This is a genomic window from Pseudomonas paraveronii (assembly GCF_963681955.1).
GTDB classification, from domain to species: domain Bacteria; phylum Pseudomonadota; class Gammaproteobacteria; order Pseudomonadales; family Pseudomonadaceae; genus Aquipseudomonas; species Aquipseudomonas paraveronii.
The window spans coordinates 5,552,122-5,567,972 of record NZ_OY817130.1; the positions used below are offsets into that span (position 1 = coordinate 5,552,122).

Sequence of the window (15,851 nt, forward strand, 5' to 3'; positions counted from 1 at the left end):
GGGCAAGCCCCCTCCCACATTTTTGACCGTATTTCCAAGTTAGGCTTGGTAGACCTTCGCAAAGCCCTCGCGAATCTTGTCTTCCGGCAACTCATCGGCAATAAACACAATCACACTCTCCCGCGTTTCACCCTCGGCCCATTCGGTGTCCCAATCGAAGCCGTACAGTTTCAGCACGCCCTGGAACACCATGCGCCGATCATCTCCGGCGATGTTCAGCACGCCCTTGTAGCGCAGCAGTTGCTTGCCGTGGTCTTCCAGCAGTTCGTTCATGAACTCGCTGAGGCGGTCGATATCCAGCGGCTGTTCGGTGCGCAGCACCAGGCTGGAGATACGGTCGATGGACGGCGCGGCACTGACCGGGCGCAGGTTCATGCCGGCGTTGAGGTTGAAGCCGCGCACATCGAGCAATTCGGCCAGGTCGATGGCGCCGTGGTCGACCACGCGAATCGGCGCGCGGCGGTTGATGCGGGTCAGGCGCTGGCAGAGGGCGTCGAAGGTTGCGTCGTCCACCAGGTCGCGCTTGCTCACCAGCAGGCGGTCGGCAAACCCGATCTGCGCCTGGGCGATGGTTTGGCTCAGGTGGTGCTCGGCGTGGGCCGCGTCCACCAGGGTGATGATGCCGTCGAGGATGTAGCGCTCGCGCAGTTCTTCATCGATGAAAAAAGTCTGGGCCACGGGGGCCGGGTCGGCCAGGCCGGTGCATTCGATCACCAGGCGGTCGAAGGCGATCTCGCCGCTGTCCAGGCGCTCCAGCAGCAGGTACAGGGCTTTGGTCAGGTCGGTGTGGATGGTGCAGCACACGCAGCCGTTGGACAGGGTCATGACTTGCACGGGCTCGGCGCCCAATAGCTGGGTGTCGATACCGGCGTCGCTGAATTCGTTTTCGATCACGGCGATTTTCAAACCGTGCTCGGCTTTGAGCAGGTGGCGCAGCAACGTGGTCTTGCCGGCGCCGAGGAAGCCACTGAGGACGGTGACGGGGATGGGAGAGGACAAAGAAATTCTCCTTGAAGGAACACAGAAACAAATGTGGGAGGGGGCTTGCCCCCGATAGCAGTGTGTCAGGCACTGGTATGTCACTGACACATCGCTATCGGGAGCAAGCCCCCTCCCACAGTAGATCACCGCCAGCCCGAATTACCGGGTCAGCAGCATTTTGGCCCACCCTTGCCGCCGTAACGGGCTTCCTGGCGTTCCCGGAAGAACGCCTTGTAGTCCATCATCGGCTTGTCCGGGTGTTTGGTTTGCATATGCTCGACGTAAGTGTCGTAGTCGGGCATGCCGACCATCAGGCGCGCGGCCTGACCGAGGTATTTACCGAGGCGACTGATGTCATTGAACATGGCTGCAATCCTCGATCATGCGTCCGGTACGGCCTGGAACGGGGCTTCTTTATCCGTGCGTTCTTTGTTGCCCCAGGCGGCAATGCCGACCTTGAGCGCATAGAACAGGATGCTGAAGACCACGAACAGGAACAGCGCCGTCAGCGTTGCGTTGGTGTAAGCATTCCAGATCACATGCTGCATCTGGTCGATACTCTTGGCCGGGGCCAGGATCTGGCCGTTGGCCAGCGCATCGCTGTACTTCTTCGCCAGCGACAGGAAGCCGATCGCCGGGTTAGCGTCGAACAGCTTGATGAAGCCCGCCGTGGTGGTGCAGATCAGCAGCCAGACGGCCGGCAGCATGGTCACCCAAATGTAGCGTTGGCGCTTCATTTTGATCAGCACGACAGTCGCCAGCATCAGCGCGATACCTGCCAGCATCTGGTTGGAGATACCGAACAGCGGCCACAAGGTGTTGATGCCGCCCAGTGGGTCGATCACGCCTTGATACAGCAGGTAACCCCACATGGCCACGCAACCGGCGGTCGCGATCAGGTTGGCGGTCCAGGACTCGGTACGTTTGAGCGCCGGCACGAAGGAACCCAGCAGGTCTTGCAGCATGAAGCGCCCGGCACGGGTACCGGCGTCGACCGCCGTCAGGATGAACAGCGCTTCGAACAGGATCGCAAAGTGGTACCAGAACGCCATGGTGTTTTCACCTGGCAGGACACTGTGCAGGATCTGCGCGATACCCACAGCGAGCGTCGGCGCACCGCCGGCACGCGCCAGGACGGTGGTTTCGCCGATGTCACGGGCAACGGCCGACAGCGCCTCAGGCGTAATCGCAAAGCCCCAACTGCTGACGGTTTGAGCGACGGTGACCACGTCGGAGCCGACAATCGCCGCCGGGCTGTTCATGGCGAAGTACACGCCAGGTTCGATCACCGAAGCGGCAACCATCGCCATGATGGCCACGAACGATTCCATCAACATGCCGCCATAGCCGATGTAACGGGCATGGCCTTCACTGGCCAGCAACTTCGGCGTGGTGCCCGAAGCGATCAGCGCGTGGAAGCCCGAGACCGCACCGCAGGCAATGGTGATGAACAGGAACGGGAACAGGCCGCCCTTCCACACCGGGCCGGTGCCATCGATGAATTGGGTCAGCGCCGGCATTTTCAGGTCGGGCATGGTCACCAGGATGCCGATGGCCAAGGCGACGATGGTGCCGATTTTGAGGAAGGTGGAGAGGTAGTCACGCGGTGCCAGGATCAGCCACACCGGCAGTACCGCTGCGACAAACCCGTAGCCGATCAGCATCCAGGTGATCTGGATGCCGGTGAAACTGAACACCTTGGCCCAGACCGGATCGGCGGCAATCTGCCCGCCCAGCCAGATCGAACCGAGCAGCAACAGCACGCCGATGATCGAAATCTCACCAATGCGGCCCGGGCGGATGTAGCGCATGTAGATGCCCATGAACATCGCGATCGGGATGGTCGCCATCACCGTGAAGATGCCCCACGGGCTCTCGGCCAGGGCCTTGACCACGATCAGCGCCAACACCGCGAGGATGATGATCATGATCAGGAAGCAGCCGAACAGCGCGATGGTCCCCGGAATGCGGCCCATCTCTTCGCGAACCATATCCCCCAGGGAACGGCCGTTACGACGGGTGGACAGGAACAGGACCATGAAGTCCTGCACCGCACCGGCCAGCACCACCCCGGCGATCAGCCACAGGGTGCCGGGCAGATAACCCATTTGCGCCGCCAGCACCGGGCCGACCAAGGGGCCTGCACCGGCAATCGCCGCAAAGTGGTGACCGAAAAGAATGTGTTTGTTGGTCGGCACGTAGTCCAGACCGTCGTTATTGACCACTGCGGGGGTGGCCCGTCGTGGATCGAGCTGCATCACGTTGTTGGCGATGAACAGACTGTAGTAACGATAGGCGACCAGATAGATCGCCACTGCTGCGACCACGATCCACAAGGCATTGATCGCTTCGCCGCGGCGCAAGGCCACTACGCCTAGAGCGCACGCACCTACTATGGCCAGTACCAGCCAGGGTAAGTGGCGTAGCAGGCTATTATTATTTTTCATTTTTTTGTATTCCAGCCAGGGTGGACAGAAAGGACAACCAGCTCGAGTTTAGCGCTACTGGCCTTAAAGGCCAGCCCCCTACGTTGGTCTAGAGCCTTCCCATGGCAAAAAAAGCAGAAATAAAGCCTCAATAATGGCGCAAGGCTACAATCCCTTCATCCACAGAGGGTTTCACCATGACCGAACATGCGTCTGATCGCCGTCGTTTTCGCCGGATCGCCTTTGATGCCAAGACCAAACTCCGGCAAAACGGTCAGGAATGGCCGGTGCAGTTGGTGGATTTATCGCTGAAGGGCTTGCTGGTGCTGAGACCGACACCCTGGCTCGGCATCGGCACTGAGTCGTTCCATGTGGATATCCACCTGGACGCCACTACCGATGTGCAGATGCAGGTCAGGCTGACCCACGACCAACCTGGTCAACTGGGGTTTGAGTGTGAGCACATCAGTCTGGAGTCGATCAGCCATTTGCGCCGTTTGGTCGAGTTGAATCTGGGCGATCAGGAAGAACTGGAGCGGCAGTTGGGCGCGTTGCTGGAGCTCTGACCCCCTGTAGGAGGGGCGGTGCCTGCTACTCGAAAAGTGCATCCAACGCCTGCTCCAGCCGCGTCACCGCAATCACCTGCAACCCCGGCGGCGCTTCCTTCGGCGCGTTGCCCTTGGGCACGATCGCGCGTTTGAAGCCGTGCTTGGCCGCTTCCTTCAAACGCTCCTGACCACTGGGCACCGGGCGCACTTCGCCCGACAGGCCGACTTCGCCAAACACCAACAGGTCGTGGGGCAGCGGCCGGTTGCGCAGGCTGGACATCACCGCCGCCATCAACGCCAGGTCGGACGCGGTCTCCAGCACCTTGACCCCACCCACCACGTTAAGGAACACGTCCTGGTCATGGGTCGGGATACCGCCGTGGCGGTGGAGTACCGCAAGCAGCATCGCCAGGCGGTTCTGGTCCAGGCCCAGGGTCACCCGGCGCGGGTTGGCCAAATGACTGTCGTCCACCAGCGCCTGCACTTCCACCAGCATCGGCCGGGTGCCTTCCCACGTCGCCATCACCACACTGCCTGGGACTTCCTCCTGGGCACGGGTCAGAAAAATCGCCGAGGGGTTGGAAACTTCTTTCAGCCCGCGGTCGGTCATGGCGAATACGCCCAGCTCGTTCACCGCGCCGAAGCGGTTCTTCACGGCGCGCAGCAAGCGTAAACGGCCATCGGATTCGCCTTCGAAATACAGCACGGTGTCGACCATGTGCTCCAACACCCGTGGCCCGGCCAGCGCGCCTTCCTTGGTCACGTGACCGACCAGAAAGATCGCCGTGCCGCTCTGCTTGGCATAACGCACCAACAGCGCCGCGCTCTCACGCACCTGGGACACGCCGCCCGGGGCCGATTGCAGTTGCTCGGTGAAAATCGTCTGGATCGAGTCGATCACCATGACCTTGGGCTTTTCGATCCGCGCGGTGGCGATGATGCTTTCGATGCAGGTTTCGGTCATCACCCGCAGTTGATCCTGGGGCAGGCCCAGGCGGCGTGCGCGCATGGCCACTTGTTGCTGGGATTCTTCGCCGGTGACGTACAGCGCCGGCATGCGGCTGGCGATGCTGCACAAGGTTTGCAACAGGATGGTCGACTTGCCGATACCGGGGTCGCCGCCGATCAGTACCACCGAGCCGTCCACCAGGCCGCCGCCCAGCACCCGGTCGAGTTCACCGGAGGCGGTGGAGAAACGCGGGACTTCCTCGACGCTGACTTCGGCCAGGGTCTTGATCTGCGCCTGTTGCCCGGTCCAGCCGGCGCGGCCGCTCGGGGCCGCAGCGCCGCCGCTTTCGATCATGGTTTCGGTGAGGGTGTTCCACGCCCCGCACTCGGTACACTGGCCGGCCCACTTGGGAAAGGTCGCGCCGCACTCGGTGCAGCCGTACATGCGCTTGGCCTTTGCCATTTGAGAACCTCCAACCGAAAAACCGCGATGATAGCTCAGCGCGGCGCCGGGGTCCGGATTTCACCGCTGGCCAACCGTGAAGCACTGTTGCCGATCGGGTCTTCGGCATTCAGGTCGGCGCCTTTGGCTTTCAACTCGTCGAGCAGTTCGAGGCGCTTGAACAGCCCTGCGTACATGGCGGCGGTCTGCCCGGCGCCGTTGCGTTGATCGGCGTTGCAGGCGGTGGCCAGCAAGCGCCGGGCGATGTTCAGTTCACCCTTGAAGATCGCGCCCATCAGTGCGGTGTTGCCGCGCTTGTCCTGCACGCAGGCGTCGGCGCCGGCGGCGAGCAGACGCTCAACGTAGGCGCTTTCACCGTGGTAGGCGGCGAGGATCAGTGCGGTGTAGCCCTTGTCGTCCTGGGTATTGAGGGGGAAGCCGGCGTCGATGAAGGTATCGAGCATGGGCAGGTCGCCGCGACGTGCGGCATCGAAATAGTAGCCTTGCAATTGCGCCTTGAGCGCGGCTGCGTCATTGGGCGCAGGCTGCCCGGCAACCCCGCTCAGCGACCAGCAGGCCAGCAGCGCCCCGATGAAGGTACGCATTGATTCAACTCCTCTACAAAACCCTTGTAGGAGCGAGCTTGCTTGCGAAAAACGTCAACGATGACGCGTGCATCCTGGATGCACGCGTTGCCTGGCAGATCTTCGCGAGCAAGCTCGCTCCTACAGGGGGGGTGGGGTTAGTCGGTGAGTTTTTGTGCCAGCGCTTTCACGCGAGCCAGGTCACCCTTGGCGACCTTGGTCACGCCGGTGCCGTATTCCGGGTCGGCTTTATAGAGGAACGACAGGATGATGTGCTTGCTCTCGTCGTCGGTGGTGGCCAGGGAGCCGCCGAAGTTATCGATCAAGTCCTGACGTTCCTTCTTGCTGTAGGAGCGATACAGATCACCAGCCTGCTTGAAGTTCTGCTCACGCTGGATCTTCGCCTGCTGGGTGCTGCCCGCCAGCGGCGACTGGCTGTAACGCGCGGTTTGCGGCTCTTCGCGTGGCAGCAGGCGGCTTGGCTGGTAGTTCACACCGGTGGTGGTTTTGCCGAGATTCATCGCGCCGTCCTGGTTGCCGTTGTTAACGCTGACCCGTGGCGCGTTGATCGGCAGTTGCAGGGCGTTGGCGCCCAGGCGGTACATCTGCGTGTCGGCATAGGAGAACACCCGACCTTGCAGCAGGCGATCTTCCGACGGCTCGATGCCCGGCACCAGGTTGGCCGGGGCCATGGCTACTTGCTCGGTTTCCTGGAAGACATTGGCCGGGTTGCGGTTCAACACCATCTGCCCGACTTTGCGCTCGGGAACATTGGGCCAGATCTTGGTGGCGTCCAACGGGTCGAAATCGAACTTGGCCAGCTCCTCAGGTTTGAGCACTTGCACGTACAAGTCCCACTTGGGGAAGTCGCCCTTGTTGATATGCGTGACCAAGTCATTCGTCATATGACTGTAGTCACGGCCCTGCACCTCAGTGACTTGCTTGGGATCAAGATTCTTGATGCCTTGCAGGCTCTTCCAGTGGAACTTGACGTAATGCACTTCGCCCTTGGCGTTGATCAACTTGTAGGCATGTACGCCATTGCCGTCCATTTCACGGTAACTGGCCGGCGTGCCGGCGTCGGAGTACAGCTCGGTCAGTGTGCGGGTGGCTTCGGGAACATGAGAGAAGAAGTCGAAACGACGCGAGTCATCATCCAGGTTAGTGCGTGGGTCCGGCTTGAAGGCGTGGACCATGTCCGGGAACTTGATGGCATCGCGGATAAAGAACGTCGGGAAGTTGTTGCCGACCAAGTCCCAGTTGCCGTCGGCGGTGTAGAACTTGGTGGCGAAACCGCGAGGGTCGCGCAGGGTTTCCGGGGAGTGGTTGCCGTGTACCACCGCCGAGAACCGCACGAATACCGGGGTTGCTTCACCGGCGGCGAAGACTTTGGCCTTGGTCAAGTCGCTGAGGTTATCGGTGACGGTAAACGTGCCGTGGGCGCCGGTGCCACGGGCATGTACCACGCGCTCGGGGATGCGTTCGCGGTCAAAGCGTTGCAGTTTCTGAATCAGTTGCACGTCTTGCAGCAGCACCGGGCCGTTGGCGCCGGCGGTTTGCGAGTTCTGGTTGTCACCGACGGCGGCGCCGTTATCGCGGGTCAGGTTGGCGGCTTGCACAGACAGGGAAAGCAGGCTGACGGTCGCCAGCACCAGCGCATGTCGCACCAGAACAGGCGCGCGGTTCATGGGGGTATTCATCGAGGTTTCCTCTGGTTTTTTGAATGCACATTCAGTTGTGCTTGCCAGAGGCTAGTGACCCGCGAGTCAGAAGATAAATAGAAAAACACCACCGAGGCGATTGAGAAAATAATCTGGTAACCCACTGAAATTATGGGTAATTCGCGCGCGACTGGTGGCACTTTGCAAACTATTTACGATTTAATGTGTCGATAAAAGCCAACAGTGTTAACAGTCGTGTCAGGCAAGCCCGCTACGACTGACTTACACTGAGCTCCACCCTTCTCATCTGTAACAAGGAATAACCTATGGGCGTGATCAGTGAGTTCAAGGCCTTCGCGGTCAAAGGTAATGTGGTCGACATGGCCGTCGGTATTATCATCGGCGCCGCCTTCGGCAAAATTGTTTCATCGTTTGTAGGCGACGTGGTGATGCCACCGATCGGTCTGTTGATCGGCGGTGTCGACTTCGCTGATTTGGCCGTGACGCTCAAGGCTGCCCAGGGCGATGTCCCGGCGGTCGTACTGGCCTACGGCAAGTTCATCCAGAGCGTGATCGACTTCCTGATCGTCGCGTTTGCGATCTTCATGGGTGTGAAGGCCATCAACCGCCTGAAGCGCGAAGAAGCGGTGGCCCCAAGCCTGCCGCCGACGCCGAGCAAGGAAGAAGTGTTGCTGGGTGAAATCCGTGACCTGCTAAAGGCACAGAACGAAAAGCCGCTGTAAGCCGTATCGGTTTGAAAGAAGGCGCCTCCAGGGGCGCCTTTTTGTTACCAGTAGTTTTCCACCGCCACCTGGCCTGGGCGCCGGGACAGGCTCAATTGCATATCGCGTTGTTTGAGCAATTGGCGGGTGTCGTCGATCATCTGCGGGTTGCCGCAAATCATCACGCGCGAATGCTCCGGGGTCAGCTCGACGCCGGCTGCGCGCTCCAATTCGCCATTCTCGATCAGGGTGGTAATGCGCCCATGCAGGGCGCCGGGATGCTGCTCGCGGGTGACCAGCGGCAGATAGGTCAGCTTGTGGGCGTACTCGGCCAGGTACTCACGCTGCCCCAGCCCCTGGATCAGCGACTGATAGGCCAGCTCCCTGGCCTCTCGGGCGCTGTACACGAGGATGATGCGCTCGAATTTTTCCCAGACCTCAAAGTCCTGCAGGATCGACAGGAACGGCGCCACCCCGGTGCCGGTGCCCAGCAGCCACAGGTCACGGCCGTCGACAAACCGGTTCAGGGTCAGGAAGCCTGTGGCCTGGCGCTCGACCATCAGCGTATCGCCCACGCGCAAGCGGCTCAGCTCGCTGGTGAACTCGCCGCCGGGCACCACAATCGAGAAGAAATCCAGATACTCATCAAACGGTGACGACACCACAGAGTACGCGCGCCATACCGTGCTGCCATCGGCCTTGGTCACTCCCAGGCGCACGAACTGGCCGGCGGTAAACCGGAAGCCCGGGTCACGGGTGGTGCGCAGGGTGAAGAGGCTGGGCGTCAGCGATTGCACGTCGAGCAGGGTCTGGCGGGTAAATTTCTCAGCACTGACCGTCATGGGGAGCTCCGTTCTACAGGTGCCCTAGTGTCCCCCAAAGTCACGCGCGGAAACACCTACAGTCGGCAGTAATATCGTTTAGCCACTCAGCGTTTGCCAAAATAATAGCACTTTGATTTCACCCTTAATCATTTCGCTATTACCCCACGTCGCGCCATTACATTGGCACGCAGCGTCTTTGTTAGTTGAGCGTTACAGGCATCACAACCCATTAAAAAATCTGGAAAAAAAACACCGGCACTTGCATAGCGAACTAATGCTTGATTGAAAAACTATTAAAACACTCGGTACAAGAGCGAAAATTTCATCTGCAAATGTAACCGATATCCTACACTTCATTCCGTGCAACGTTGGGGGCCAGGACGTACCCAAGTCACAAAGAAAACCATGGAGAGTTACAGATGGTCAACTGGCGCAATACACGACTCCCCAAGCTGGAGGGCGAGGACAAGATCACCAGCGTATTTGAAATGGTCATCAATCAAACATACGAACTCGGCTTCCAATTCTGTTCCTTTACGATGAGCGCTCAACGACCCAGACACCCAAACAAACCGATTTGCCTCAATAACTACCCAAATGAATGGAACACACTGTATGACCAGGCCCACTTCTTCGATATAGACCCGGTTGTCACCCACTGCAAACGTTGCGTATTGCCAATTGTCTGGGAGGAAAAAGTGTTCGGCGCCGCGCCGAACTTATGGGAACTGGCCCAGTCTTCTGGCGTCCATCTGGGTTGGACCCAGTCGGTCCACGACTTCCAGGGGGTGTTCAGCATGCTGACCCTGGGACGCGGTAAGGGTGAGGTCAGCCCGCAAGAGCTGTACGAAAAGGCCGGCCAGGTATTGTGGCTCTGCCATGCCATGCATGCGGTGGTCGCGCAAAAATACGCCGAAAGCCCCGGCGCAGCGACGCCCAACACCTTGACCCCACGGGAAACAGAAATCCTCAAATGGTCCGCTCTGGGCAAGACCGCTTCAGACATCGCCCGCATCCTGTGCCTGTCGGAGCGCACGATTGGCTTTCACCTCGCCAGTTGTTTCAGGAAGCTGGGAGTCAACAATAAGATCGCTGCCGTACTCTGCGCCTCGAAGGCGGGTTTGTTTTAACCGGCGCGGAATCACCGCATGTAATCCTTGCGAAAAAAAAGTAACATTTACGGCCAACGCTGAGTGTTGACGCAGCCCCCCACGGTGCCGCCTCGCAGTTCACTCAGACGGTTGCGCCGGTCCCCATGCAACCCGCCGAACACTCATCGACTACCCAGAGCCTCCCCCTCCATGCCCCTGCTTGAAAGCCCGTTCGCCCAGCTCGATCTGATCCGCCAACCCGAGCAGCACAACGATCCGCTGCAAGCGTTCGACGCCGCCGACGAGTACCTGCTCAGCTACCTGGCCGAGCAGCAACCGAACGCCGCGACCCGCGTGCTGGTGCTGAACGACAGCTTTGGCGCATTGGCCGCCAGCCTTGAAGGCCATGTGCAGGTAACGTCCAGCGGCGACTCGTTTCTCGCCGCCCAAGGCCTGGAAAAAAACCTGGTGCGCAACGGCAAGACGTTTGATGCCGTGCCGTTCATGCCTGCCAGCCGGGTGCCACGTGGGCCGTTCGACCGGGTACTGATCCGCGTGCCGAAAACCCTGGCGCTGCTCGAAGAACAGTTGATCCGCCTGCAGGGCCAACTGGCGCCGGGCGCTGAAGTCATCGCCGCAGCGATGGTCAAGCATCTGCCACGGGCGGCCGGTGAGTTGCTGGAGCAGTACATCGGGCCGATGCACGCGTCCCTGGCGGTCAAAAAAGCGCGGCTGTTAATTGCCACCGTCGGGGATCGACCGGCCGCCGTCTCGCCCTACCCCACCCGTTACGCCCTGGACACACCGGTCATCACCCTGCTCAACCACGCCAACGTGTTCTGCCGCGAAGGCCTGGACATCGGCACCCGCGCATTCCTCCCGCACTTGCCCACAGGCCTTGGCAGTGCGCGGGTTGCCGACCTGGGTTGCGGCAATGGCGTACTCGCGATTGCCAGCGCCCTGCAGAACCCGGACGCGCACTACACCTTGGTGGACGAGTCCTACATGGCCGTGCAATCGGCCGCCGAGAACTGGCAAACCGCACTGGGTGATCGCGAGGTCATCGTCCGCGCCGACGATGGCCTGGCCGGCCAGGCGCCGCAATCGTTGGAGGTGGTGCTGTGCAATCCACCGTTCCACCAGCAGCAGGTGGTTGGCGACTTCCTCGCCTGGCGCATGTTCCAGCAGGCGCGCGAGGCGCTGGTGGTCGGCGGCGCCCTCTATATAGTCGGCAACCGTCACCTGGGCTATCACAGCAAGTTGGCGCGACTGTTCCGTGGCGTCGAGCAAGTGGCCGCCACGCCCAAGTTCGTGATTCTCAAAGCGCGCAAATAAAAAAAGACCCCGCCCCCTCCAAAGAAGGGGCAGGGTCAAAAAACCGTGCCGCAAGGCAACGGGATGGGATATCAGTGCGTGGTCAGGCCGGCCGCGCTCATGAACAGGCGCATCAGGCTGGCCACGACGAACAGGGCCAGCACGCTGCCGCTCCAGATCATCGCCAACCAGCCAAGGCGCCGCCACAGTGGCTGTTTCTCGGCCTGTTCAATCTCGTGCAATGAAGGTTTGCCGGACATGAAACGACCCTCCTAGTGATAACCGTCTTCGTGGGTAACCTTGCCGCGGAACACGTAGTAGCTCCAGAAGGTGTAGCCCAGAATGAACGGGATGATGAACAACGTGCCCACCAGCATGAAGCCCTGGCTTTGCGGCGGCGCGGCGGCGTCCCAGATCGACACCGATGGCGGGATGATGTTCGGCCACAGGCTGATACCCAGGCCGCTGTAGCCGAGGAAGATCAGCACCAGCGTCAGCAGGAACGGCGTGTAGTGTGCGTTACGCGCCACGGCGCGGATCAGCCCGTACATGGTCACCAGCACCAGGATAGGCACCGGCAGGAACCAGAACAGGTTCGGCAGGGTGAACCAGCGCGAGGCGATTTCCGGGTGCGACAACGGCGTCCAGATACTCACGATACCGATCACCGCCAGCACCACAAAGGCCAATGGCCGCGCCAGGTCGTGCATCTGCTCCTGCAACTTGCCTTCGGTCTTCATGATCAGCCAGGTGCAACCGAGCAACGCGTAGGCCACGATCAGCGCCACGCCGCAGAACATCGTGAACGGCGTCGCCCAATCCAGTGAACCACCGGCAAACTGGCGATCGACCACCGGGATACCGTCGATGAACGCCCCCAGCGCCACGCCTTGGAAGAAGGTGGCCGCCAACGAACCACCGATGAACGCCTTGTCCCACAGGTGACGCTTGTGGTCCTTGGCCTTGAAGCGGAACTCGAAGGCCACGCCGCGAAAGATCAGCCCGATCAGCATCAGCATCAGCGGCAGGTACAAGGCCGACAGCACCACCGAGTAAGCCAGCGGGAAGGCGCCGAACAACGCCGCGCCGCCGAGTACCAGCCAGGTTTCGTTACCGTCCCAGACCGGAGCGACGGTGTTCATCATCACGTCACGGTCAGTCTTGCCGGGGATAAACGGAAAGAGGATGCCGATGCCCAGGTCAAAGCCGTCCATGACCACGTACATCATGATGCCGAAGATGATGATCACGGCCCAGATCAGCGGAAGATCAATACCCATCTCAATTCCCCTTGTGCTGGATGTCGACGTGATTGTCATCGCGTCCGTCATCGGCCGCCGACAACGGACGCGCCGGTGTGCGTTTCTGGCCTGGGCCACCGTGGGTAGGCTCGATGCCTTCGTGGATCACCGGGCCTTTGCGCACCAGGCGCATCATGTAGCCCAACCCGGCGCCGAACAGCGTGAAGTACACCACCACGAACAGCACCAGGGTGATGCTCATCTGCACCAGGCTATGCCCGGAGGACGCATCCGCCGTGCGCATCAGCCCGTAGACCACCCACGGCTGGCGGCCGATCTCGGTGGTGAACCAGCCGGCGAGAATCGCGATCAGGCCGGACGGGCCCATCCACAACGCCAGGTACAGGAACGGCCTCGACGTGTACATCTTGCCGCCCCGGCGCAGCCAGAGGCTGAACAGGCCGGTGAAGATCATCAGCAAACCCAGGCCGACCATGACCCGGAACGACCAGAACACGATGGTCGAGTTGGGGCGATCCTCAGGCGGGAAGTCCTTGAGCGCCGGCACCTGTTTGTCCAGGGAGTGGGTCAGGATCAGGCTGCCGAGGTAAGGGATTTCCATCGCGTACTTGGTTTTTTCCGCCTTCATGTCGGGCCAGCCGAACAGGATCAGCGGCGTCGGCTCGTTGCCGATGTTTTCCCAGTGGCCTTCAATCGCGGCGATTTTCGCCGGCTGGTGCTCCAGGGTGTTGAGGCCGTGGAAGTCACCGATCACCGCCTGGATAGGCGCGACGATCAGCGCCATCCACATGGCCATCGACAACATCTTGCGGATGGCCGGGTTGTCCTTGCCGCGCAACAAATGCCAGGCCGCGGAGGAACCGACGAAGAACGCCGTCGCCACAAACGCCGCCGTGGCCATGTGCATCAGGCGGTAAGGGAACGAGGGGTTGAAGATCACGGCCAGCCAGTCCGTAGGGATCACGCGGCCGTCGATGATTTCAAAGCCCTGGGGCGTCTGCATCCAGCTGTTGGAGGCGAGAATCCAGAAGGTGGAAATCAGCGTGCCGACGGCCACCATCACGGTCGCGAAGAAGTGCAGCTTGCGCCCCACCTTGTTCCAGCCGAAGAGCATCACGCCGAGGAAACCGGCCTCAAGGAAGAAGGCCGTGAGCACTTCATACGTCAGCAGCGGCCCGGTGACGGAGCCGGCGAAGTCTGAGAAGCGGCTCCAGTTGGTGCCAAACTGGTAAGCCATGACCAAGCCGGAGACCACGCCCATGCCGAAGTTGACGGCAAAGATCTTCGACCAGAAATGGTAGAGGTCACGGTAGGTGTCGTTATGGGTCTTGAGCCACAAGCCTTCTAGCACCGCAAGGTAACTCGCCAAGCCGATGGTGATCGCCGGGAACAGGATGTGGAACGAGATGGTGAACGCGAACTGAATTCGGGCGAGATCTAGCGCCTCCAAACCGAACATAAGTCTTCCTCTGTCAGGTAATACCGAATGCTGGCTGGAGGCCGCATCCACTGCCCCCACGGATATGGAGTGTGGCGAATTTCAATTCGTTTCTTTTTTTACCAACCACGTAGGGAATCAGGCCTTGCGGCCGCCAGAACAAATCCTGAAATAGCTTTGATCTGGATCAATCACAGTCAAAAGAGTAGTCCCATTTTGGCGATTGACCTGTGTGGTCTTTTGCCGCGTGACAGCTTGCCTCAGCACAGTTTCTGCAACTGTTTGTTACAGCTTGATGCTAATCTCGAATCCCCCTCCCGCTTTGACCCGAACGCCCGATGCCCAGTGAACCCGCGCTGCTGTTACGCCACCACCGCCCTTTCATCGCGTTCTGGCTGGCGCGGATCTTCACCGCCAGCGGCTTCCAGATGCTCACCGTGGCCATCGGCTGGAACCTCTATCAACTGACCGGCAATGTGCTGGATTTGGGCCTGGTCGGTCTGGTGGAGTTCGTCCCCCGCGTGCTGTTCATGCTGCACACCGGGCATGTGGCCGACCGCTATGAGCGGCGCAAGGTGGCGGCCATCTGCCAGACCGTACAGGCGCTGATTGCCTTGTCCCTGGCCATTGGCGGCCTGACCGGCCACGTGACCCGCGAGATGATCTTTATCCTCGCCTTCGTGCTCGGCGCCGCACGCTCCTTTGAAATGCCCACCACTCAAGCGCTGCTCCCAAGCATCGTACCCAGCGCCCTGTTCCCACGGGCCGTGGCCTCATCGCAATCGGCCCAGCAACTGGCAACCATCGTCGCCCCGGCCCTCGGCGGTTTGCTTTATGCGTTTGGCAGCGTGTGGGTGTATGGCCCAACCGTGGTGCTGTACCTCATTGCTTGCGTGCTGACCCTCAACCTGCCCGCCCGCCAGACCCCGCTGAATAAAGCCAAGGCCACGATGGACTCACTGCTGGCCGGGATTCGCTTTATTCGCAGCCGCCCGGACATCCTCGGGGCAATTTCCCTCGACCTGTTCGCCGTGTTGCTCGGCGGTGCCACCGCGTTGCTGCCGGTGTTCGCCAAGGACATCCTGCTGACCGGCGCCTGGGGCCTGGGCCTGTTGCGTTCGGCGCCGGCAGTCGGCGCGTTACTGATGTCGTTGTGGCTGGCGCGCTTTTCGGTCGACCGGCACGTGGGCCGCGTGATGTTTACCGCCGTCGGTGTGTTCGGCGTGGCGACCATCGCCTTCGGCCTGTCCACCTCGTTCTGGTTTTCCCTGGCGGTGCTGGTGGTGCTGGGCGCGGCGGACATGATCAGCATGGTGATCCGCGCCTCTTTCGTGCAATTGGAGACACCGGACGACATGCGCGGGCGGGTCAGTGCGGTCAACGGCCTGTTTATTGGCGCGTCGAATCAACTGGGCGAGTTCGAGTCCGGGATCACCGCCCACTGGTTCGGCACCGTGCCCGCCGTGGTCATGGGCGGGATCGGCACGCTGCTGGTGACCGGGGCGTGGATCAAACTGTTCCCGACCCTGGCCAACCGCGACCGCATGCATGTGCCAGTGGACGAAACCACAGTCTGAACCTCACGGCCGGATATCCGTGGCGTTCAAGGC

The 15,851-nt window shown here is 60.8% G+C and carries 15 protein-coding genes; 5 read left to right on the top strand and 10 right to left on the bottom strand.

Annotated elements, in window-relative coordinates; genetic code table 11:
• Window positions 1–39 precede the first annotated feature (39 nt).
• The 3 genes from yjiA to U5A08_RS25645 all read right to left on the bottom strand — a co-directional run bounded on the left by yjiA (window position 40) and on the right by U5A08_RS25645 (window position 3,428).
• Entirely contained in the window at window positions 40–999 is a 960-nt protein-coding gene (gene yjiA / locus U5A08_RS25635; protein WP_321849086.1) for a GTPase, read from the bottom strand.
• Between the two features lie 149 nt (window positions 1,000–1,148).
• Window positions 1,149–1,346, bottom strand: coding sequence for a YbdD/YjiX family protein (locus U5A08_RS25640; RefSeq protein ID WP_003176208.1), 198 nt, complete (start codon window positions 1,344–1,346; stop codon window positions 1,149–1,151).
• Window positions 1,347–1,361: 15 nt separating this feature from the next.
• The gene (locus U5A08_RS25645) at window positions 1,362–3,428 is read right to left on the bottom strand and encodes a carbon starvation CstA family protein (RefSeq protein WP_321849087.1); all 2,067 of its coding nucleotides are present in this window, start codon (window positions 3,426–3,428) and stop codon (window positions 1,362–1,364) included.
• Between the two features lie 176 nt (window positions 3,429–3,604).
• Between U5A08_RS25645 and U5A08_RS25650 the strand changes: the two genes are divergently transcribed.
• Window positions 3,605–3,973 (top strand): PilZ domain-containing protein, encoded by a 369-nt coding sequence (locus U5A08_RS25650; protein WP_247396566.1) that lies wholly within the window; start codon window positions 3,605–3,607, stop codon window positions 3,971–3,973.
• A gap of 25 nt (window positions 3,974–3,998) precedes the next feature.
• On the opposite strand, the gene radA is transcribed toward U5A08_RS25650, so the two are convergent.
• From radA to katB, 3 genes are all read right to left on the bottom strand, one after another.
• A complete protein-coding gene (gene radA, locus U5A08_RS25655) occupies window positions 3,999–5,366 on the bottom strand; it encodes a DNA repair protein RadA (protein ID WP_017848272.1) in 1,368 nt (455 codons plus the stop codon).
• 35 nt (window positions 5,367–5,401) lie between these two features.
• Window positions 5,402–5,950 (bottom strand): ankyrin repeat domain-containing protein, encoded by a 549-nt coding sequence (locus tag U5A08_RS25660; RefSeq protein ID WP_253399281.1) that lies wholly within the window; start codon window positions 5,948–5,950, stop codon window positions 5,402–5,404.
• A 137-nt stretch (window positions 5,951–6,087) separates the two neighbouring features.
• Complete coding sequence (gene katB / locus U5A08_RS25665; protein WP_253399283.1) at window positions 6,088–7,629, bottom strand: catalase KatB; 1,542 nt, start codon at window positions 7,627–7,629, stop codon at window positions 6,088–6,090.
• Between the two features lie 287 nt (window positions 7,630–7,916).
• On the opposite strand from katB, the gene mscL reads away from it, so the two are divergent.
• Window positions 7,917–8,333, top strand: a complete 417-nt coding sequence (mscL, locus tag U5A08_RS25670) for a large-conductance mechanosensitive channel protein MscL (protein ID WP_253399285.1) — start codon at window positions 7,917–7,919, stop codon at window positions 8,331–8,333.
• Window positions 8,334–8,377: 44 nt separating this feature from the next.
• Here mscL and U5A08_RS25675 read toward each other — a convergent pair whose 3' ends face one another.
• Window positions 8,378–9,154 carry a ferredoxin--NADP reductase gene (locus U5A08_RS25675; protein ID WP_253399287.1) on the bottom strand — a complete coding sequence of 259 codons (777 nt, stop codon included), beginning with the start codon at window positions 9,152–9,154 and terminating at the stop codon, window positions 8,378–8,380.
• A 401-nt stretch (window positions 9,155–9,555) separates the two neighbouring features.
• Here U5A08_RS25675 and U5A08_RS25680 point away from each other — a divergent pair, with 401 nt between their 5' ends.
• Together U5A08_RS25680 and U5A08_RS25685 are read left to right on the top strand one after the other, a co-directional pair.
• Window positions 9,556–10,266, top strand: coding sequence for a helix-turn-helix transcriptional regulator (locus tag U5A08_RS25680; RefSeq protein WP_253399289.1), 711 nt, complete (start codon window positions 9,556–9,558; stop codon window positions 10,264–10,266).
• Between the two features lie 171 nt (window positions 10,267–10,437).
• Window positions 10,438–11,562, top strand: a complete 1,125-nt coding sequence (locus U5A08_RS25685; RefSeq protein WP_321849088.1) for a methyltransferase — start codon at window positions 10,438–10,440, stop codon at window positions 11,560–11,562.
• Between the two features lie 71 nt (window positions 11,563–11,633).
• Here the strand turns inward: U5A08_RS25685 and U5A08_RS25690 are convergent, their stop codons facing one another.
• Genes U5A08_RS25690 through U5A08_RS25700 form a run of 3 tightly spaced genes read right to left on the bottom strand, consistent with a single transcriptional unit; the run spans window position 11,634 to window position 14,262 of the window.
• Window positions 11,634–11,801 carry a DUF2474 domain-containing protein gene (locus tag U5A08_RS25690; protein WP_253399293.1) on the bottom strand — a complete coding sequence of 56 codons (168 nt, stop codon included), beginning with the start codon at window positions 11,799–11,801 and terminating at the stop codon, window positions 11,634–11,636.
• A gap of 12 nt (window positions 11,802–11,813) precedes the next feature.
• Window positions 11,814–12,821, bottom strand: a complete 1,008-nt coding sequence (gene cydB, locus U5A08_RS25695) for a cytochrome d ubiquinol oxidase subunit II (RefSeq protein WP_046381977.1) — start codon at window positions 12,819–12,821, stop codon at window positions 11,814–11,816.
• A 1-nt stretch (window position 12,822) separates the two neighbouring features.
• On the bottom strand, window positions 12,823–14,262 hold the full coding sequence (locus tag U5A08_RS25700) for a cytochrome ubiquinol oxidase subunit I (RefSeq protein ID WP_253399295.1): 1,440 nt from the start codon (window positions 14,260–14,262) through the stop codon (window positions 12,823–12,825).
• A gap of 317 nt (window positions 14,263–14,579) precedes the next feature.
• Here U5A08_RS25700 and U5A08_RS25705 point away from each other — a divergent pair, with 317 nt between their 5' ends.
• On the top strand, window positions 14,580–15,818 hold the full coding sequence (locus U5A08_RS25705) for an MFS transporter (protein WP_321849089.1): 1,239 nt from the start codon (window positions 14,580–14,582) through the stop codon (window positions 15,816–15,818).
• The last annotated feature ends 33 nt before the right edge of the window (window positions 15,819–15,851 follow it).